The sequence below is a fragment of the Pseudomonas sp. N2-3-1-14 genome, assembly GCF_041228395.1.
Classification (GTDB): Bacteria; Pseudomonadota; Gammaproteobacteria; order Pseudomonadales; family Pseudomonadaceae; genus Aquipseudomonas.
Genome location: NZ_CP166199.1, coordinates 1422700 through 1442745, shown reverse-complemented (window position 1 = coordinate 1442745; position 20046 = coordinate 1422700). Strand labels below are relative to the sequence as shown.

15 protein-coding genes and 1 pseudogene are annotated in these 20046 nt (G+C 61.5%); 1 reads left to right on the top strand and 15 read right to left on the bottom strand.

All coding sequences use genetic code 11. From position 1 onward, the window contains the following. Window positions 1-30: 30 nt before the first annotated feature. The 12 genes and pseudogenes from AB5I78_RS06620 to AB5I78_RS06565 form a co-directional block, all read right to left on the bottom strand. Window positions 31-1308: a flavohemoglobin expression-modulating QEGLA motif protein gene (locus AB5I78_RS06620; protein ID WP_106577204.1), complete on the bottom strand. Its 1278-nt coding sequence runs from the start codon at window positions 1306-1308 to the stop codon at window positions 31-33. 21 nt (window positions 1309-1329) lie between these two features. Beyond that, a complete protein-coding gene (locus AB5I78_RS06615) occupies window positions 1330-1890 on the bottom strand; it encodes a hypothetical protein (protein WP_145161782.1) in 561 nt (186 codons plus the stop codon). A 128-nt stretch (window positions 1891-2018) separates the two neighbouring features. After that, entirely contained in the window at window positions 2019-2735 is a 717-nt protein-coding gene (locus AB5I78_RS06610; RefSeq protein ID WP_145161779.1) for a TetR/AcrR family transcriptional regulator, read from the bottom strand. A gap of 152 nt (window positions 2736-2887) precedes the next feature. Beyond that, the gene (lysS, locus tag AB5I78_RS06605) at window positions 2888-4390 is read right to left on the bottom strand and encodes a lysine--tRNA ligase (RefSeq protein ID WP_369300832.1); all 1503 of its coding nucleotides are present in this window, start codon (window positions 4388-4390) and stop codon (window positions 2888-2890) included. A 109-nt stretch (window positions 4391-4499) separates the two neighbouring features. Next, a protein-coding gene (gene prfB / locus AB5I78_RS06600; RefSeq protein ID WP_096236834.1) for a peptide chain release factor 2 occupies window positions 4500-5595 on the bottom strand; the annotation gives its coding sequence in 2 pieces (ribosomal slippage) (window positions 4500-5522 and window positions 5524-5595; 1095 coding nt in all). A gap of 235 nt (window positions 5596-5830) precedes the next feature. Beyond that, the gene (locus AB5I78_RS06595) at window positions 5831-6832 is read right to left on the bottom strand and encodes a PleD family two-component system response regulator (protein WP_145161774.1); all 1002 of its coding nucleotides are present in this window, start codon (window positions 6830-6832) and stop codon (window positions 5831-5833) included. Window positions 6833-6883: 51 nt separating this feature from the next. Next, window positions 6884-7898, bottom strand: a pseudogene (locus AB5I78_RS06590) (chemotaxis response regulator protein-glutamate methylesterase). Then, window positions 7895-10174, bottom strand: a complete 2280-nt coding sequence (locus AB5I78_RS06585; protein ID WP_369300834.1) for a hybrid sensor histidine kinase/response regulator — start codon at window positions 10172-10174, stop codon at window positions 7895-7897. The pseudogene AB5I78_RS06590 and the gene AB5I78_RS06585 overlap by 4 nt, the downstream one beginning before the upstream one ends. Then, window positions 10171-10872: a chemotaxis protein CheW gene (locus AB5I78_RS06580; protein ID WP_369300835.1), complete on the bottom strand. Its 702-nt coding sequence runs from the start codon at window positions 10870-10872 to the stop codon at window positions 10171-10173. The genes AB5I78_RS06585 and AB5I78_RS06580 overlap by 4 nt, the downstream gene beginning before the upstream one ends. Next, window positions 10869-12128: a CheR family methyltransferase gene (locus AB5I78_RS06575; protein WP_369300836.1), complete on the bottom strand. Its 1260-nt coding sequence runs from the start codon at window positions 12126-12128 to the stop codon at window positions 10869-10871. Before AB5I78_RS06575 ends, AB5I78_RS06580 begins: the two co-directional genes overlap by 4 nt. Further along, on the bottom strand, window positions 12125-12637 hold the full coding sequence (locus AB5I78_RS06570) for a chemotaxis protein CheW (protein WP_145161752.1): 513 nt from the start codon (window positions 12635-12637) through the stop codon (window positions 12125-12127). Before AB5I78_RS06570 ends, AB5I78_RS06575 begins: the two co-directional genes overlap by 4 nt. Next, entirely contained in the window at window positions 12637-14259 is a 1623-nt protein-coding gene (locus AB5I78_RS06565; protein ID WP_369300838.1) for a methyl-accepting chemotaxis protein, read from the bottom strand. Before AB5I78_RS06565 ends, AB5I78_RS06570 begins: the two co-directional genes overlap by 1 nt. Before the next feature lie 347 nt (window positions 14260-14606). Between AB5I78_RS06565 and AB5I78_RS06560 the strand changes: the two genes are divergently transcribed. Beyond that, window positions 14607-16232: a glucan biosynthesis protein D gene (locus tag AB5I78_RS06560; protein WP_369300839.1), complete on the top strand. Its 1626-nt coding sequence runs from the start codon at window positions 14607-14609 to the stop codon at window positions 16230-16232. A 50-nt stretch (window positions 16233-16282) separates the two neighbouring features. Here AB5I78_RS06560 and AB5I78_RS06555 read toward each other — a convergent pair whose 3' ends face one another. From AB5I78_RS06555 to AB5I78_RS06545, 3 genes are all read right to left on the bottom strand, one after another. Next, complete coding sequence (locus AB5I78_RS06555; protein WP_106577224.1) at window positions 16283-16468, bottom strand: hypothetical protein; 186 nt, start codon at window positions 16466-16468, stop codon at window positions 16283-16285. A 302-nt stretch (window positions 16469-16770) separates the two neighbouring features. Continuing rightward, window positions 16771-17877, bottom strand: a complete 1107-nt coding sequence (locus tag AB5I78_RS06550; protein ID WP_106577225.1) for an NADH:flavin oxidoreductase/NADH oxidase — start codon at window positions 17875-17877, stop codon at window positions 16771-16773. 126 nt (window positions 17878-18003) lie between these two features. Beyond that, window positions 18004-19905 (bottom strand): potassium transporter Kup, encoded by a 1902-nt coding sequence (locus AB5I78_RS06545; RefSeq protein ID WP_145161742.1) that lies wholly within the window; start codon window positions 19903-19905, stop codon window positions 18004-18006. Window positions 19906-20046: the final 141 nt, after the last annotated feature.

Genomic DNA, 20046 nt, shown 5'->3' with positions numbered 1-20046 from the left:
CTTTTGATCCGGTTTTTTCAGGACTATCGCCTACAGGATATTCGAGTAATCCGCCTCGATCCGGTCCAGGCTCAAGTGGTTTAGGAAGTTGGAGAAGCACATCCACGCCGCCAGCGCGTTCATGTCGCGAAACTGCTCGGGCAGGTACTTGGGCGGCACCACCAGGCCTTCATCGACCAATTGGCGCAGGGTGCGCATGTCTTCCAGCGTGGTCTTGCCGCAGAACAGCAGCGGCACTTGTTCCAGTTTGCCTTTGCGCACGGCCAGCTGGATGTAGTTGTAGACCATGATAAAGCCCTTGAGGTAGGACAAATCCTTGGTAAACGGCAGACCGGTCGGCGTCGAGCCGCGGAAAACCCGGCTGGCATTGCCGTAGCTTTCGGCCATCTCAAAGCCTTGCTCACGGAAGAATTCGAACACCTGCAGGAAATCGGCGCCCTCCTCGACCATATGGATCGCGCGGGTGCGGTTGGTCAACTTGCGCAAGCGGCTCGGGTAGGAGGCGAAGGTGATGATCTCCATCAGTATCGCCAAGCCTTCCTGGGTCACCGTGGACGACGGTGGGCCCTTGGACAGGAAGGTGCAGATCGGCTGGTTCTGGCCGTTAAGCGTGGTGCCGACGTGCACCAGGCCTTCATGCACTTCCAGGGCGCGCACATCGCGGTCGTTGAACATCGCATCGGCGCGAATCTTGATGTAGTCGGCGCCAGCCGCCGCGTCCGCGACAATCCCGTCGGACTCAAACACGCGGATGGTTTCTTCGGCTTCGCCAAACACCTTGTTCAGGCGGGTTTGCAGCAACGCCACTGCATCCTTGGCGGTGAGGGTCTTGGCTTCGTCCTTGAGGTCACCACGGCCGTCGATGTTGTTCAGGTAGTCAGACAGCATCAGGCCCAAGTCGGCCAGGGTCGGGTCGCCGGCGTGGAACGCATCGGAGGCGGCGCCATACAGCTCCTGGGAGATCAGACCGAAATCCTCGGTGCCGCGCGCTTCGAGCATGCGCACCACCATGCGGTATTCACGGCACATGCGCCGCATGATCTGCCCCACCGGGCTGAACTGGCCGAGGCGGCGGGTGATGTCGCGCTCGATGTTCTGGAACTCCAGCTTGACTGCGCTGGAATCGAACGACAGTGGCCGATTCAGGTAGTAGTCGCGGTCCACGGCCGGCATCGCCTTGCCCTTGGCCTTGAGGAAACCCTGACGAATGTTCTCGTCCCACTTCACGGCGTCGAGGACGCGAATCGGTGTTTGCGCCAGCACAATGCGATCAGACAAGGTGCGTATCGTCTGCTGGTAATCGTCCACCCGGTGCTTCCTCTTTAAACGTTATTTGCCCGCGCGCTGGTAGCGCACGGCTTCAACGAACACATCGGCATTGGCCGGGTCATCCAGGTAGGCAAACACCTGGTCCATGGAGCTGTCCACCAGCACGCCGGCGCCTTCGACCGTGTCGACGGTGCTGCCGTGCAACACGTGTTGGCCGATGGCTTGGTGGATCTGCTCAAGGTCGAGGTTGTAGACCACCAATTCAGGCTTTTTGTCGCCTTCGCTTTCAAAGTCAAAGCCGGCGAGGATGAAATGCCCACCCAGCTTGTCCGGCAACGGCGCCGACAAATACCAGCGGTTGCCATGGCGCACCACGGTAAACAGGTACTCATCGCGCTGAGCCGGCTTGGCTTTAGGGTAGCTCACGGCTTTATAGCGGTGCTCACCGACGCGCGTGATCTGCAGGTTAAGCGGCTCGCCCCAGGCATTCTTGCTCGACCAATGGCCAAGCAAGGCGGCCGGCGCAGCGTCGCGCGCCGGCAGCGGGTCCTTGAAGGTCACCAGGCAACCGCTGAGCAACAGGAACGACAAGGCGATCAACGCGACATGCCAGGCTTTCATTGCGTACTCCATCAAGTGTCGGAGCTGGCTGGCCTGCGATACAGGCGCCTCAGTGCATCAGGTAATCCAAGGCGATGCTATCGCAGGCAAGCCAGCCCCCACATAAAGCGGATAGCGCACAGGGTGTGCTAGACCGAAGCCAGCACCAAATGCATATAACGCTTGAGGATCTCAAGCATCTCTTCACCGGTCAGAGGCTCTGGGCCGCCAAGCAGGCCCTGATATTCCATCCGACCGATTATCGCCGTCAACACTTTGGCATCCTGTTGCGGCTCGCGAGAACCCAAGACCTGGAAAAACTGCCCGGTGCCCTGCAACAGAATCTGCTGATGGGAGCGCACCAGTTGCGCCAGACGCGGGTTGAGCAAGGCTTCCTGGCGAAAGGCCTGCTCGGCCATCAGGTGTTCACGGCGGTTGGTCAGTTGGCGCATCACGTAGTCGGCGGTGAGCCGCGCAATGTCATCGGCCAATTGCGAGCGCGACTGCGGGCTGCCATCGCCATAGGCGACCATCTCGCGCAGCAGGCCTTCGTTGCGCACCCACAGCTTGCCCATGAAGGCGGCGCTGCGTTCTACGTATTGGGCGAAGGTATCGGTGAGCAGGTCATCGATGTCCTTGAAATAATAGGTGGTGGCCGACAACGGCACGCCCGCCTCTGCCGCCACGGCGCGGTGGCGAACGCCACGTACCCCATCGCGCACGACGATGCGCATGGCCGCATCGAGAATATCCTGCCTGCGCTGCTCGCTGCCCCGCCGACTGGCCTTGCGGCCCTGGTACTGAACACTTTCAGCCACGGCAGCAGCAATGCCGGCGGCACCTTCTTGAGCCATTACGCGGTTCACGACAGATCTTCCTTTAAAGGGTGACGCGGAGCGTCACGGGCTGCGTTCCTACGCACAGTGTGGGAACGATCACCTGGCGCCGTTCTCTTGACGGCTGAATACGCCACATAAAAAAGCCGCCTTATAAAAGGCGGCTTCGGATTTCACTACGGTTACGCTTGTGGCCGCATGTGCGGGAACAAGATCACATCGCGGATCGACGGCGAGTTGGTCAACAACATCACCAACCGGTCGATGCCGATACCTTCACCGGCGGTTGGCGGCATGCCGTATTCCAGGGCGCGGACGAAGTCGGCGTCGTAGTGCATCGCCTCGTCGTCGCCAGCGTCCTTGTCGGCCACCTGGGCCATGAAGCGCTCGGCCTGGTCTTCAGCATCGTTAAGCTCGGAATAAGCGTTGGCGATTTCGCGCCCGCCGATGAACAGCTCGAAACGGTCGGTGACGTTCGGGTTCTCATCGTTGCGACGGGCCAGCGGCGACACTTCGAACGGGTACTGGGTAATGAAGTGCGGCTGCTCCAGCTTGTGCTCGACCAGCTCTTCGAAAATCATCACCTGCAGTTTGCCCAGGCCTTCAAAACCCAGCACCTTGGCGCCGGCTTTCTTGGCGATGGCGCGGGCCTTGTCGATGTCGTTCAGGTCATCGGCGGTCAGCTCAGGGTTGTACTTGAGGATCGAATCGAACACCGACAGGCGCACGAACGGCTCGCCGAAGTGGAACACCTTGTCGCCGTACGGCACGTCGGTGCTGCCCAGAACCAGCTGCGCCAGCTCGCGGAACAACTCTTCGGTCAGGTCCATGTTGTCTTCGTAGTCGGCGTAAGCCTGGTAGAACTCCAACATGGTGAATTCTGGGTTGTGACGGGTCGAGACGCCTTCGTTACGGAAGTTGCGGTTGATCTCGAAGACTTTTTCGAAGCCGCCAACCACGAGACGCTTGAGGTACAGCTCCGGCGCGATACGCAGGAACATTTCCATGTCCAACGCATTGTGGTGGGTTTCGAACGGCTTGGCTGCGGCACCACCGGGGATGGTTTGCAGCATCGGCGTTTCCACTTCCAGGAAGTCACGCTTCATCAGGAAGCTGCGGATGTGGGCGATGACTTGCGAACGCACGCGGAAGGTCTGGCGCACGTCTTCGTTGACGATCAGGTCAACGTAGCGCTGGCGGTAGCGCTGTTCGGTGTCGGTCAGGCCGTGGTGCTTGTCCGGCAGCGGGCGCAGGGATTTGGTCAGCAGGCGCACGCTGGTCATTTCGACGTACAGGTCGCCCTTGCCGGAACGGGCCAGGGTGCCTTCAGCGGCGATGATGTCGCCCATGTCCCAGGTTTTCACCGAGGCCAGGGTTTCTTCCGGCAGGGTTTTACGGTTGACGTAGACCTGGATGCGACCGGTCATGTCCTGGATCACCATGAACGAGCCACGGTTGAGCATGATGCGACCGGCAACCTTGACCGGGATTGCAGCCTCTGCCAGCTCTTCCTTGGTCTTGTCCGCGTATTGCTTCTGCAAGGCATCGCAGTAGTTTTCGCGGCGGAAGTCGTTGGGGAAGGCATTGCCCTTGGCGCGCTCGGCAGCAAGCTTTTCCTTGCGCAGGGCGATCAGGGAGTTTTCTTCCTGTTGCAGGGCTTGCGGGTCGAGTTGTTGGTCGCTCATGTCTTTAAATTTTCCATCAGGTTCGTTGCCCCAGCCTGTGGCTGGGGATCGCGGGCAAGCCCGCTCCCACAGGGATCGAGGGGTGTCAGCCAATCCCGCATTGCATGTGTTACAAGCCAGATTTCAGGCTGGCTTCCAGGTATTCGTCAATGTCGCCGTCGAGCACCTTGTCGCAGTCACTGCGTTCGATGTTAGTGCGCAGATCCTTGATCCGCGACGCATCAAGCACATACGAACGGATCTGGTGACCCCAGCCGATATCCGACTTGGTGTCTTCCAGCGCCTGGGACGCGGCGTTGCGCTTCTGCATTTCCTGCTCGTACAACTTGGCCCGCAGCATTTTCATGGCGGTGTCCTTGTTCGCGTGCTGGGAACGTTCGTTCTGGCAGCTGACCACGGTGTTGGTCGGTACGTGGGTAATACGTACGGCCGAGTCGGTGGTGTTTACGTGCTGACCACCGGCACCGGAGGAGCGATAGGTGTCGATCCGCAGGTCGGCCGGGTTGATCTCGATTTCGACCTTGTCGTCGATCTCTGGCGAGACGAACACCGCCGAGAACGAGGTATGGCGACGGTTGCCGGAGTCGAACGGGCTCTTGCGCACCAGGCGGTGCACGCCGATCTCGGTGCGTAGCCAGCCAAAGGCGTATTCACCCTTGATGTGCACGGTCGCGCCTTTGATGCCAGCGACTTCACCGGCCGACAGCTCCATGATGGTCGCGTCGAAACCGCGTTTGTCAGCCCAGCGCAGGTACATGCGCAACAGGATGTTGGCCCAGTCCTGGGCCTCGGTGCCGCCGGAACCGGCCTGGATGTCCAGGTAGGCGTTGTTCGGGTCCATTTCGTGGCTGAACATGCGGCGGAATTCAAGCTTGGCGAGGTTTTCCTCGAGACGGGCCAGCTCGGCGACGACATCGCCCACTGCGCCTTCGTCGTTTTCTTCGACGGCCATGTCCAGCAGGTCGCGGCAATCGCCCAGACCGGTGTTCAGTTCGTCGAGCGTGTCGACGATCTGTGCCAGCGCAGCGCGCTCGCGGCCCAGTTCCTGGGCGTATTCAGGTTTGTTCCAGACAGCCGGATCTTCAAGCTCACGATTGACTTCGGTCAGACGCTCATGCTTTTGATCGTAGTCAAAGATACCCCCGAATAGTTTCGGAGCGCTCGGACAGGTCCTTGATGGTGTTAAGGATCGGGTTGATTTCCATGGCGGGCAGCACTCGTTGGCGAACTTTTGAAAGCCGACGAGTATAACGACAAACCAGCGGGAACGGCAGCCCGCTTGGCGAAAAGGCCGGATTTGTACACAATCCAAGCCCCATGAAGATCCAAATGTGGGAGGGGCTTGCCCCCGCTGGCAGCCTGTCAGTCAATGATGTTGTGACTGACCCACCGCTATCGGGGGCAAGCCCCCTCCCACATTGAATGGGGCACGAGCTCAGGTCACTCGATACCGACCTGATTGCGCCCATTGTGCTTGGCCGTATACAAGCCTTTATCCGCCGCCATGATCAGCTGCCGGCAATCCGTGCCCTGCACCGGCGTCAGGGTCGACAGGCCAATGCTGATGGTCAGGCTGGCGCCTTCGGCCGGGGCAATGTGCGGGATTTTCAGCGCCGCCACGGCCATGCGCAGCTTTTCGGCCACCAGGCGTGCGCCGCCCGGCGAGGTGTTTGGCAGCACCAGCGCAAACTCTTCACCTCCATAACGTGCCGGCAGATCGGAGGGACGACTGCTGGCTTCGCGGATCGTCGCAGCGACTTTGCGCAACGCTTCGTCACCTTCGACATGGCCAAAGCTGTCGTTGTAGGTCTTGAAGAAATCCACATCGATCATCAACAACGACAACTGAGTCTGGTCACGCATGGCGCGACGCCATTCCAGCTCAAGGTACTCATCGAAATGCCGGCGATTGGACAGCCCGGTAAGACCGTCGGAGTTCATCAACCGTTGCAGCACCAGATTGGTGTCCAGCAACTGCTGCTGGCTGACCCGCAGCGCCCGATACGCCGCATCCCGCTGCAACAGCGTCATGTACGAACGCGAGTGATAGCGGATGCGCGCCACCAGCTCGATGTTGTCCGGCAGCTTGACCAAATAGTCGTTGGCGCCGGCCGCGAACGCCGCGCTCTTGATCAGCGGGTCTTCCTTGGTCGACAGCACGATGATCGGGATATTCGCGGTGGCCGGATGGTTGCGGTATTCACGCACCAGCGTCAGGCCATCAAGGCCCGGCATGACCAGATCCTGCAGGATCACCGTGGGCTTGATGCGAATTGCCTGGGCAATCGCCTGATGCGGGTCGGCGCAAAAGTGGAAGTCGATGTTTTCCTCATGGGCCAGGCCGCGCCGCACCGCTTCGCCGATCATGGCCTGGTCGTCGACCAGCAACACCATGGCGGCATTTTCGTCGGTCTTGATGTCGTCGATCTGTAAATCATTCATGTGCAGTCACCTGAATTACTTTCCTGCATGCCGGCACCGCGGAGGGTTTGATCATTTTGCAAAGACCTCCAGCAATCGGGGCGCAATTCTGTCCAGTGGGCGAATTTCAACAGCGGCATCAATGGCCGCCGCCGCTTTGGGCATGCCATACACCGCCGAGCTCTGTTGATCCTGGGCGATGGTCAAATATCCTTGTTCACGCAGCAATTTGAGCCCCTGGGCGCCGTCGCGACCCATGCCGGTCAGCAATACGCCGACGGCGTCGCCGTTCCAATGGCTGGCGACGCTTTCAAAAAACACGTCGATGGAAGGCCGGTAAATCTCGTTAACCGGCTCTGCGGTATAGGCCAGCGTGCCGTTTTTCAACAGGCGGATGTGGTGGTTGGTGCCGGCCAGCAGGACCACACCGCTTTGTGGCGGCTCGCCCTCACGCGCCAGGCGCACCGGCAGGCCGGACGCGCTGCTCAGCCACTCGGCCATGCCCGCGGCGAACACCTGATCCACATGCTGCACCAGCACGATGGCCGCCGAAAAGTCCCGTGGCAAACCCTTGAGCAGGATTTCCAGGGCAGCCGGCCCGCCGGCCGACGAACCAATCGCCACCAGGCTTTGACGTTTGCCGGTGCCGCGCTGGGGCGCCGTCTCGGTGCGCACCCGGCTGCCGCGCTGACCGACCAGCCAGCCAGCCAATATTGAGGATTTTGCGCAGCAATGGCGCCGCCGCATCCTTGGCATTGCCAACGCCCAGCGCCGGCGTATCCACCACATCCAGGGCGCCATGGCCCATGGCTTCGAACACGCGGCTGACATTGGCCTGGCGGTCCACGGTGACAATCACGATCGGGCACGGAGTCTCGGCCATGATCCGCCGAGTGGCCTCCACGCCATCCATCACCGGCATGATCAGGTCCATCAGGATCAGGTCCGGGACCACCTCGGCGCAGTGCTGCACGGCTTCCAGACCGTTGCTGGCCACCCACACCACCTGGTGCGCAGGTTCGAAACTCAAGGCGCGGCGCAAGGCCTCCACCGCCATGGGCATGTCATTGACGATCGCAATCCTCATGCCCGTGCGCCTCCGATCAGTTCCATCACGGCGTCCAGCAAGGCATCGTCATGGAAACTGGCTTTAGCTAAATAATAGTCGGCGCCGGCATCCAGTCCACGACGCCGGTCTTCTTCGCGATCCTTGTACGACACCACCATCACCGGCAACGATTGCAGGCGACTGTCACGGCGCAAGAGTGTGACCAATTCAATACCGTCCATGCGAGGCATATCAATGTCAGTGATGAGCAGGTCGAAGTCTTCGGAACGCAACGCGTTCCAGCCATCCATGCCATCGACCGCGACAGCCACTTCATAACCGCGATTAAGTAACAATTTGCGTTGCAGCTCACGCACGGTGAGCGAGTCGTCCACCACCAGCACGCGTTTACGCGGCGCCTCGGTGGCCTGCTGGCTACGCCGGGCGATGCGTTCCAGGCGGCCGGTATTGAGCAGCTTGTCCACCGAACGCAGCATGTCCTCAACGTCGACGATCAACACCACTGAGCCGTCGTCCAGCAAGGCGCCGGCAGAAATATCCTGAACCTTGCCGAGGCGATCATCCAGCGGCAACACCACCAGCGTGCGCTCGCCGATAAAGCGCTCCACCGCGATGCCATACACCGCATCGCGCTCGCGAATCACCACGACTTTAAGCGTCTCCTCATTGCTCTGCCCCGGCGGGCGCTGCAGCAACTGGCTGGCGGCGACCAGGCCGACGTGGCGGCCCTCGTGCCAGAAATGCTGGCGGCCTTCCAGTTGCACGATGTCATCGGGGGCCAGGTCGCACATGCGTTCGATGTGCGCCAGCGGGAACGCATAGGCTTCCTCGCCGACTTCCACCACCAGACTGCGCACCACCGACAGGGTCAGCGGCACCTCAAGGTGGAAGCGGCTGCCGCGCCCCGCCGCCTGCTCCAGCACCACCGCGCCGCGCAGTTGGCGCACCATATGCTGCACCGCATCCAGGCCGACGCCGCGCCCGGACACTTCGGTGACCTTGTCGCGCAGGCTGAACCCCGGCAGGAACAGGAACGTCAGCAATTCTTCCTCACTCAGGCGCTGAGCGGTTTCCAGTGGCGACAGGTGCCGGTCGACGATGGTGCCGCGCAGGCGCTCAAGATCGACGCCGTTGCCGTCGTCGCTCAATTCCAGCACCAGCAAACCTGCCTGGTGCGAGGCGCGCAGGCGGATCAGGCCCTCGGCCGGCTTACCGGCCAGCATGCGCTGCTCGGGCATTTCGATACCGTGATCGACGGCATTGCGTAAGAGGTGCGTGAGCGGGGCTTCGAGCTTTTCCAGTACGTCGCGGTCAACCTGGGTTTTTTCGCCTTCGATTTCCAGGCGCACTTGCTTGCCAAGGCTGCGCCCCAGGTCGCGGACCATACGCACTTGCCCAGCCAGTACATCGGCAAACGGGCGCATGCGGCAGGCCAGCGCGGTGTCGTAAAGCACTTGGGCACGCTGCCCGGCCTGCCAGCCGAACTCGTCCAGCTCGGCGGTTTTTTCCGCCAGCAAGGCCTGGGCTTCGCTTAACAGACGCCGGGTGTCGGCCAGCGCTTCCTGGGCTTCGAGGTTCAAATCCAGGGCCTTGAGCTGGCCGTCCAATGTGTCCAGGGCGCGGGCGCTGTTGCTTTGAATGCGTTTGAGGCGCTGCATGCTCGCCAGGTAAGGCTTGAGCCGCTGGGTTTCGACCAGGGATTTACTCGACAGGTCGAGCAGGCTGTTCAAGCGCTCGGCGGTGACCCGCAGCACACGCTCGCCGCCTTCGGTCATGCGTTTGTTCTGGCGTGGCGGCTCGCTGGTCACGGGCGGCGCAGGCTCGGGTTCCGGCGGCGGCTCTTCGATAATCGGCGCCGGTGCAGATTGCGCAGGCGGCGGTGGCGCGATGTTGGCGGTCGGCTGCGACGGATCGAGCAAGCGCTCCATCAACGCCACATAAGCCTCGATATCCGCCGGGCCAACGTCGTTGCCGGGCGTGGCGATGCGCATCAGCAGGTCGGTGCCTTGCAGCAGCGCGTCGATATGTTCGGGTTGCAAGTACAGGCGGCTTTCCTGGGCGCTGACCAGGCAATCCTCCATGACGTGGGCCACGCTGACCCCAGCGTCCACCCCGACAATCCGCGCCGCGCCCTTGAGCGAATGCGCGGCGCGCATGCACGCCTCCAACTGGTCGGCCTGGGTCGGGTTGCGCTCAAGCGCCAGCAGGCCGGCGCTCAGCACCTGGGTTTGCGCATCGGCTTCCAGGCTAAACAGCTCCAGAAGCGAGGCATCGCGCATCTGCTCGGGGGTCATGAGAGGCTCCGGGTCACGGCGGACAACAATTGCGCCTCGTCCAGCCAACGCAGGCTGCGGCCTTTCCACTGCAACACGCCCTGGGTGAAGCGCGCACTCGCCTGGGTGCCAGAGGCCGATGCGGCCTTCAAGGTACGCTCGTCGATGGCGTGGATGCCGTCGACTTCATCGACCGGCACCACGACCGGGCCGTCCTGCGCGGCGATGATCAACATGCGCGGCATGATGCGCCCGCCGCTGGCACCGTTGCTGGTCGCGTCCAACCCCAGCAGTTCCACCAACGACAGGCATGCCACCAAGGCGCCTCGCACATTGGCCACGCCGAGCAGCGCCCGGGAACGCTGGTGCGGCAGCGAATGAATCGGTTGCAGCGGCGCCACTTCGACCAGGCACCGGGTGGCGATGCCCAGCCATTCCTCGCCAAGACGGAACATCAACAGGGAACGGGTAACGATGTCTTCGTCGAGTTCGGCCACGGCATAAGCGCGCTCATCGCCCTGCTGCAGGGCGTAACGGTCGAGCAAACGGGTGGCGGCAGCGGAATACACCGAGCAGTTGCGGCAGTGAATATGCTCCGCCAACAGCGGGCAGGACTTGTCGCCATGGATGCCGATGCGGTTCCAGCAGTCGTCAATGGCTTGGGTGTCGGCCAGGGTCAGGTCCAGGCTTGCGGTGTTGAGCGCGTCGGTGCTACTCATCGTTTGGACTCACTGTCAGCTCGCTCACTACGCGCGGCCCGCGCCTGCAAACGGCGCGCCCCCGCACTGTCGCCCTGGGACTCAAGCAACGCCGCCAGGTGCATCAAGGCCTGCGGGTGCTGCGGTTCCAGGTACAAGGCTTTTCGATAATAGCCCTGGGCTTCCAGGGCGCTGCCGGCCACATCGCTGAGCAGCCCCAGCCAATAAAACACCTGGGCGGCCGGCGGATGGTTACTCAAATACTGCTCACAGGCGGCGCGGGCTTCGGCGCTCTTGCCTTCATTGGCCAGCGTGGCGATACGGCCGAGCAAGTCGCCGGCATCCGTCTGCGGCGCCTTGATCGGCACCACCTGCGCGCTGACCGTGCTGAACGGCCGCGGCTTGACCGGAATCGGTGCGGCACTGCGCTGCGGAACCGGCGCAGGCACGGGCACGAATACCGGCTCAGGCTTGATCGGCTCGACATGCCGACTGAAGGCAAAAGATTGCGGTATGCCAATCGAGCGCATGCCATGGCGCCCCAACAGGCTGCCTTCGGCCGGGCCGATAAACAGCACGCCGTCCTGATGAGTCAGGCCCTTGAGCACATCAAAGACTTGCTTTTGGGTCGGCTGGTCAAAGTAGATCAGCAAGTTGCGGCAAAACACGAAGTCGTAGCTCGGCTCATTGGCCAGCAGGCCCGGATCGAGCAGGTTGCCGACTTGCAGGCGCACTTGTTCGCGCACCCGGTCGGCGATGCGAAAACCATCGGCCTCCTCGGTGAAATGGCGCTCGCGAAAGTCGATGTCGCTGCCGCGAAACGAATTCTTGCCATACACGCCACGCTTGGCGCGCTCCACCGACAATGGGCTGACATCCAGGCCCAGCACCTTGAATTGATGCGGCGCCAGGCCCGCATCGAGCAGGGCCATGGCAATCGAATACGGCTCTTCGCCGGTGGAACACGGCAAGCTCAGAATACGCAGCGCGCGCATCTGCTTGATCTCGGCCAGCCGCGCCTTGGCCAGCCGCGCCAGGGTGGCAAAGGATTCGGGGTAACGGAAAAACCAGGTCTCGGGCACGATCACGGCTTCGATCAGCGCCTGCTGCTCATCGTGCGAGCTCTGCAGATGCCTCCAGTAAGCCTCTGGCGTCTGCGCCTGCACAATCTGGCTGCGCTGGCGTACCGCGCGCTCGATGATCGCCTCGCCCACAGACGCGACGTCCAAGCCGATGCGTTCCTTCAAGAAGGCAAAGAAGCGCGGGTCGTTGCTCATAGACTCAGCTCGGCAGAAAACAGCAAGGTGCGCACGGGCTCGGTGAGCAATTCGTTGACACCAATCCATTGCATCAAGCCCAAGGCGTCCTCACGCACCAGCCCCAGGTAGGGTGCCTCGCGATTGTCCAGGCCATACGGCTTGAACTCCCCAAGGCCGCAGCGCAGGGTGTCGGTGGCCTGTTCCAGGATCAGCCCCAGCCAGCGCGCTTCAACCCACGGTTGCGGCTGGTAGTTGACCAGCACCAACCGCGTACTGGTGCGGGCTTGGGCCGGCGTGCCGAAGGTCAGCGCACACAGGTCGATCACCGGCACCAGCGCGCCACGGTGGGCAAAAATCCCCGCCACCCAGACCGGCGCATGCGCGATGGGTTTGAGCGGCAGGCGCGGCAGCACCTCGGCCACTTCCGTGGCTTTGAGGGCATAACGTTCGCCGCCGATGTGAAACACCAGAAACAACGCCTTTTTCGCTGCCGGGACGGCGCCGCGTTTAGCCGCGAGGTCGCTCATCAGACTTTGAAACGCGACACGCCGCTGCGCAGACCGACCGCAACCTGGCTCAATTCATCAATGGCAAAGCTGGCCTGGCGCAGGGATTCGACGGTCTGGCTGCTGGCATCGCCCAGTTGCACCAGTGCGTGGTTGATCTGCTCGGCACCGGTGGCCTGGGCCTGCATGCCTTCGTTGACCATCAACACGCGTGGCGCCAACGCCTGCACCTGATGAATGATCTGCGACAGCTGCTCGCCGACTTGCTGCACTTCGAACATGCCGCGGCGCACTTCCTCAGAGAATTTGTCCATGCCCATCACACCGGCCGACACCGCCGACTGAATCTCGCGCACCATTTGCTCGATGTCGTAGGTGGCCACGGCGGTCTGGTCGGCCAAGCGGCGCACTTCGGTGGCAACCACGGCAAAACCGCGGCCGTATTCACCGGCCTTTTCGGCCTCGATGGCAGCGTTGAGCGACAACAGGTTGGTCTGGTCGGCGACCTTGACGATGGTCACCACCACTTGGTTGATGTTGCCGGCCTTCTCATTGAGGATCGCCAATTTGGCATTGACCAGGTCGGCGGCGCCCATCACCGAGTGCATGGTTTCTTCCATGCGCGCCAGGCCCTGTTGGCCAGAACCGGCAGCGACCGAGGCCTGGTCGGCAGCAGTGGACACTTCGGTCATGGTACGCACCAGGTCTTTGGACGTGGCAGCGATCTCCCGCGACGTTGCGCCGATCTCGGTGGTCGTTGCCGCGGTTTCGGTGGCGGTGGCCTGTTGCTGTTTGGAGGTGGCGGCAATTTCGGTGACCGAAGTGGTCACCTGCACCGACGAGCGCTGGGCCTGGGACACCAGGGCCGTCAGCTCGGTCATCATGTCGTTGAAGCCGGTTTCGACGGCGCCGAATTCGTCCTTGCGCTCCAGGTTCAGGCGCTTGCTCAAATCGCCGTCACGCATGGTGCCGAGGATCGCCACGATGCGCTGCATCGGCGCCATGATCGCGCGCATCAGCAGCAGGCCACACAGGCCGGCGGCGAGAATGGCCAGGGTCAGCGATACGAACATGCTGACTTTGGCAGCCGACACCGCGTCATCAATCGCCGTGGTTGCACGGTCGGCGACGTCTTTGTTCTCGGTAATGATGTCGTTGAGCTTCATGCGTCCTGCCGTCCAGGCGGGCGTCAGGTTGGCGTTGAACTCTTTGCGCGCGGCGACCAGGTCATTGCGCTGCAGGGCGTCGAGCACGGTGGCCAGGCTCTTGTTATAGGCCTGGTGCAGGCCTTCGAATTTGTCGAATTCGGCTTGGTCTTCGCGTCCATTGATGGTTGCCTGGTAGTTGGCCATCTGCGTCAGGATGCGCCCTTCGAAGGATTTGAAATCGGCCTTGTCGGCGTCAGTCAGGCCCTTGTCGTCACGCAGACCGAGCAATTCCAGGGTTTGCAGGTAGCTGTCGACCCAGGCACTGCGGATCATCGAACTCAGATAAACCCCCGGCACCGCGTCATCGCGGACAGCCGTCTCGCTGACCTCAATCTTCAGCAACCGTGAATAAGAGACCACGACCATTAACAGCATGATCGCGATAATGACCGCAAAGCTCGCCAAAATCCGTTGGCGCAAGGTCCAGTTCTTCACAGTAATTCCTCGAAGGGCCATTCAAATGGAGGGGAGTATAGCTGAGCGGATGGCCTCATTTATCAATGGGATTTGATGTAGCGTGCACAGAATGCAAATAAATGTGGGAGGGGCTTTCCCCCGATGGCGGTGAGTCAGCTAGCGATAAGCTGACTGATACATAACTTGTTTCACATGCAAGGCCATCACGCCGCCATCAATCAATTTTCCTGCGTCGCCGAACCGCTTAAGCTATCCGGCGTCTGTTTATAGTCCGTTGCGTTTGGCCGAAGGCATGTCCGAACCGTTATTTCTGATCCAGCACGTGCCAGGAACGGCGCGGGATTTGCTCACGACAGGTTGTCTCTATGCACCGCAGGAATTTGCTTAAAGCGTCCATGGCCATTGCGGCTTACACCGGTTTATCGGCCAGTGGCCTGCTGGCCGCGCAGGCCTGGGCCGGTAACCGTGCCGCCGATGGCAAGGCCGTGGCGTTTGACTTTGAAACACTCAAAGCCCAGGCCAAACAGCTCGCCGGCACCGCGTATAAAGACACCAGGCAGGTGCTGCCGCCGACCCTGGCAAACATGACGCCGCAGAATTTCAATGCCATCGGCTACGACGGCAACCATTCGCTGTGGAAGGAGTTGAACGGCCAACTCGACGTGCAGTTCTTCCACGTCGGCATGGGTTTCAAGACGCCGGTGCGCATGCACAGCGTCGACCCCAAGACCCGTGAAGCCCGCGAGGTGCATTTCCGCCCGTCGTTGTTCAACTATGAAAAGACCACGGTGGACACCAAGCAACTGACCGGCGACTTGGGTTTCTCCGGCTTCAAGCTGTTCAAGGCGCCGGAGCTGGATCGCCATGACGTGCTGTCGTTCCTTGGCGCCAGCTACTTCCGTGCGGTGGATTCCACCGGCCAGTACGGCCTTTCCGCACGCGGCCTGGCGATTGATACCTACGCGAAAAAACGCGAAGAATTCCCCGACTTTACGCAGTTCTGGTTCGAAACCCCGGCCAAGGACGCCACGCGTTTTGTGGTCTATGCCCTGCTCGACTCGCCGAGCGCCACCGGTGCCTACCGCTTCGACATTGATTGCCAGGCCACTCAGGTGGTGATGGCCATCGACGCGAACATCAATGCGCGCACCGCCATCGAACAATTGGGCATCGCGGCGATGACCAGCATGTTCAGTTGCGGCACCGTTGAGCGCCGCATGTGCGACACCATCCACCCGCAGATCCACGATTCTGACCGCCTGGCGATGTGGCGCGGCAACGGCGAATGGATCTGCCGCCCGCTGAACAACCCGGCCACACTGCAATTCAACGCGTTCGCCGACACCGACCCGAAAGGCTTCGGCCTGGTGCAGACCGACCATGAGTTCGCCAGCTACCAGGACACCGTCGACTGGTACAGCAAGCGCCCAAGCCTGTGGGTTGAACCGACGACCGCATGGGGCGAAGGCTCGATCGACCTGTTGGAAATCCCCACCACCGGCGAAACCCTGGACAACATCGTGGCCTTCTGGACCCCGAAAAAGCCCGTGGCCGCCGGCGACTCACTCAACTATGGCTACAAGCTGTACTGGAGCGCATTGCCACCCGTGAGCACACCGCTGGCCCAAGTCGATGCCACCCGTTCAGGCATGGGCGGCTTTACCGAAGGTTGGGCACCGGGCGAGCACTACCCCGATGTGTGGGCGCGCCGCTTTGCCGTGGACTTCAAGGGCGGCGGCCTGGACCGTCTGCCGGCTGGCACCGGCATCGAGCCTGTGGTGACTTGCTCTCACGGTGAAGTGAAAGACTTCAGCGTGCTGGTGCTCGACAACATCAAGGGCTATCGCATTTTGTTCGATTGGTACCCGACCAGCGACAGCGTGGAGCCGGTGGAATTGCGGCTGTTTATCCGCACCCAGGACCGCACCTTGAGTGAAACCTGGCTGTACCAGTACTTCCCGCCTGCACCGGACAAGCGCAAGTACACCTGACCCACAAAGTGGGCGCTGACTAGCCTGCGCCCACACGGTCAGCGCGCTGTCTAAAACCGCGACACACTCTTCATCGCCCCTATCAGATACCGCATCGCGACCTGATCGTTTTCGGTCAGGGCGCGATATTGCGCCAGCAATTCGGCTTCATCCGAACTCAACCTGCGGCCACGCAAGAACATCCTGCGGGTTAGAAAAGACGCCACCACACCCGCTACACCATAGGACTTGGCCATGGACTGTTTCTCCTGATATCGATCTAAGACTCCTGTCGCCCATCACCCACCTTCCCTGAGGCGCAATGCCTTCGCGGACACACCGACTGACTCCCTGGGCCAGAAATCAGACTTACCTTAAGCGTAGAAACAATCTCGGCACGTGTGGGATTTTTTTAGAGTATTAACTTAAATAATTCGCTTAGGTAACAAAGACCTACAGCCCTTTCGCACGCGGCAACCGCCAGCGCTGGAAGTCGTCAGAAACGCGCGCAAGAAAAAACCCACCGGGTCAGGGTGGGTTTCGGTGAATCAGGCGCTGGTCAGTCCCGCAGATCAGACTCATGAATCGGCTGATCACGATGGGTCGCCCGTTGGTACTGCGCCGGCCAGGTGGCCTGGCGGCCGCCCAAGTCATCGTCGGCATGCAACGGCCAGTACGGGTCACGCAACAGCTCACGGGCCAGGAAGATGATATCGGCCTGGCACGTGCGCAGAATGTGCTCGGCCTGGGCCGGCTCGGTGATCATGCCGACCGTGCCGGTGGCGATGCCCGACTCTTTGCGCACACGCTCGGCAAAGCGCGTCTGGTAGCCGGGGCCGGTGGGGATCTCGGCGTTGGCGGCGGTGCCACCGGACGACACGTCGATCAGGTCTACGCCCAAGTCTTTGAGGCGGCGCGCCAGCTCCACGGTTTCATCCGGGTTCCAGCCGTCTTCGACCCAGTCGGTGGCCGACACGCGCACAAACAGCGGCAATTCCTGTGGCCAGACCTCGCGCACAGCCTGGGTCACTTCCAGCACCAGGCGTATGCGGTTTTCAAACGAGCCACCGTAGTGGTCCTGGCGCTGATTGCTGATGGGCGACAGGAATTGATGCAGCAGGTAACCGTGGGCCGCATGGATTTCCACCACTTCAAAACCAGCCGTAAGCGCGCGTTTGGCAGCGGCGACAAAGTCGGCGATCACTTGCTGGATCTGCGCATCATCCAATGGCTTGGGCTGGGTGTGGTTGGGATCAAAGGCAATCGGCGAAGGCCCAACCGGCACCCAACCGCCCTCTTCCGGCTTGACGCTGCCGTGCTTGCCGATCCACGGCCGGTGCGTGCTGGCCTTGCGCCCAGCGTGCGCCAGTTGAATGCCCGCCACTGCGCCTTGGGCAGCAATGAAACGCGTGATGCGTTGCAACGGTTCGATTTGTGCGTCGTTCCACAGGCCCAGGTCCTGGGCAGTGATGCGGCCATCGGCGGTCACGGCGGTGGCTTCGGTGAAAATCAGCCCGGCGCCGCCCACGGCGCGGCTGCCAAGGTGCACCAGGTGCCAGTCATTGGCCAGGCCATCGTCGGATGAGTACTGGCACATCGGCGAGACGGCAATCCGGTTGAGCAGGGTCAATTGACGGAGGGTGTAGGGTTCGAGCAGCTGACTCATGGCGCACCTCTTCTGGGTTCTGTGGGCACTATTCAAACAGTGCTTAGAGCCTAGTCGACAACGGTGGCTTGCATAGGGTTCAGATGGAAAACGGGAGCCGATTGCCGGCTCCCGTGCAGCAGCGGCTTACATTTCGACCTGGGTGCCCAGCTCGATCACCCGGTTGACCGGGAGTTTGAAGAAGCGCAGGTTGCCGTTGGCATTTTTCAACATGAAGGCAAACAGGCTTTCACGCCAACGGGCCATGCCCTTGATGCGCGAGGCAATCACCGTTTCGCGGCTGAGGAAGTAGGTGGTGCGCATCGGGCTGAAATCCAGATCGTCCAGATGGCACAGCTTGAGTGCCTCCGGCACGTCCGGCTCATCGGTAAACCCGAAGTGCAGGATCACCCGGAAGAACCCTTCCCCATAGGCGTCCACCTCAAAGCGCCGCGAGGCCGGCACACGCGGGATGTCCTCGTAGACCACCGTCAGCATCACCACCTGCTCATGCAGCACCTGGTTGTGCAGCAGGTTGTGCAACAGCGCGTGGGGCACGGCGTCTGGGCGCGCGGTAAGGAACACCGCCGTGCCCTGCACGCGATGAGGCGGCTGCACGCGAATACTGCTGATGAAGATCGGCAACGGCAGGCCGCCCTCGTCGAGGCGGTCCACCAACAATTGCTTGCCGCGCTTCCAGGTGGTCATCAGCACAAACAGCACGATCCCCGCCAACACCGGAAAGGCGCCGCCCTGGATGATCTTCGGCACGTTGGCCGCAAAGTACAGGCCGTCCACCAACAGGCAGCAAACCAAGACCGGCACGGCGAGTATCGGCGGCCATTTCCACAACAGCAGCATCACCGCCGACACCAGGATGGTGGTCATCAGCATGGTGCCGGTCACCGCTACGCCGTACGCGGACGCCAGCGCATTGGAGGACTCGAAGCCGATCACCAGCAGGATCACGCCGACCATCAGCGACCAATTCACCGCGCCGATGTAGATCTGGCCCTGTTCGGCGCTGGAGGTGTGTTGAATGTGCATGCGCGGGATATAACCCAGCTGGATCGCCTGGCGCGTCAACGAGAACGCACCCGAAATCACCGCCTGGGAGGCAATCACCGTGGCCAGGGTGGACAACACCACCAGCGGGATCAGCGCCCAGCTCGGCGCCAGCAGGTAGAACGGGTTACGCGCGGCTTCCGGATCGCCCAACAGCATGGCGCCCTGACCGAAATAGTTAAGCACCAGCGCCGGCAGCACCAGAATGAACCAGGCGCGAGCGATGGGTTTGCGGCCGAAGTGGCCCATGTCGGCGTACAACGCCTCGGCGCCCGTCAATGCCAGCACCACCGCACCGAGGATTGCCACACCAATACCAGGGTGAGCCTCGAAGAAACGCACGCCCCACATCGGATTCAATGCGTTGAGCACTTCAGGGTGCAGGGTGATGCCATACACACCGAGGCCGCCGAGCACCAGAAACCACGTCACCATCACTGGCCCGAACAGCTTGCCGATGCGGTCGGTGCCGTGTTTCTGGATCAGGAACAGCGCCACCAGCACCACCAGTGCGATTGGTACGACCCATTTGTCGAGGCCATCGAACGCCAACTCCAGGCCTTCAATAGCCGACAACACCGAAATCGCCGGGGTGATCATGCTGTCGCCGTAGAACAGTGCCGCGCCGCACAAGCCACACACCACCAGGAAACTGCGCAACTTCTTGCGCTCCCCTGCCGCTCGTCGCGCCAACGCCGTCAGCGCCATGATGCCGCCTTCGCCTTGGTTGTCGGCGCGCAACACGAACAGCATGTATTTGATCGACACCACCCAGATCAGCGACCAGAAGATCAGCGCCAGGATCCCCAGCACACCATCATGGTTGACCTGAACACCGTAACCACCGGTAAACACTTCTTTAAGGGTATAGAGCGGGCTGGTACCGATATCGCCGTAAACCACCCCGACTGCCGCCACCAGCATGCCAATCGGCTTTGCATTGGAATGCTCGGCACCTGCCGCCTGACTATTTGCCTGACCCATCAACCACTCCTGCCCTTTGACCCAAGGTCTTTTATAAACAACGCGCCTAAGCTGACCGTAGCATGCGCTGTTTTACTTCTCGTAACAGACGTTTTATTGACCCAAGGGTTTTACCCATGCGCAACGGCGCGAAGCATAGCG

What these genes read in the sequence shown, in the direction of transcription:
- AB5I78_RS06615 (WP_145161782.1), bottom strand. Translation starts at nt 1,890, where the DNA reads ATGAAAGCCTGGCATGTCGCGTTGATCGCCTTGTCGTTCCTGTTGCTC.
- lysS (WP_369300832.1), bottom strand. Translation starts at nt 4,390, where the DNA reads ATGAGCGACCAACAACTCGACCCGCAAGCCCTGCAACAGGAAGAAAAC.
- AB5I78_RS06595 (WP_145161774.1), bottom strand. Translation starts at nt 6,832, where the DNA reads ATGAATGATTTACAGATCGACGACATCAAGACCGACGAAAATGCCGCC.
- AB5I78_RS06585 (WP_369300834.1), bottom strand. Translation starts at nt 10,174, where the DNA reads ATGACCCCCGAGCAGATGCGCGATGCCTCGCTTCTGGAGCTGTTTAGC.
- AB5I78_RS06580 (WP_369300835.1), bottom strand. Translation starts at nt 10,872, where the DNA reads ATGAGTAGCACCGACGCGCTCAACACCGCAAGCCTGGACCTGACCCTG.
- AB5I78_RS06575 (WP_369300836.1), bottom strand. Translation starts at nt 12,128, where the DNA reads ATGAGCAACGACCCGCGCTTCTTTGCCTTCTTGAAGGAACGCATCGGC.
- AB5I78_RS06570 (WP_145161752.1), bottom strand. Translation starts at nt 12,637, where the DNA reads ATGAGCGACCTCGCGGCTAAACGCGGCGCCGTCCCGGCAGCGAAAAAG.
- AB5I78_RS06560 (WP_369300839.1), top strand. Translation starts at nt 14,607, where the DNA reads ATGCACCGCAGGAATTTGCTTAAAGCGTCCATGGCCATTGCGGCTTAC.
- AB5I78_RS06555 (WP_106577224.1), bottom strand. Translation starts at nt 16,468, where the DNA reads ATGGCCAAGTCCTATGGTGTAGCGGGTGTGGTGGCGTCTTTTCTAACC.
- AB5I78_RS06550 (WP_106577225.1), bottom strand. Translation starts at nt 17,877, where the DNA reads ATGAGTCAGCTGCTCGAACCCTACACCCTCCGTCAATTGACCCTGCTC.
- AB5I78_RS06545 (WP_145161742.1), bottom strand. Translation starts at nt 19,905, where the DNA reads ATGGGTCAGGCAAATAGTCAGGCGGCAGGTGCCGAGCATTCCAATGCA.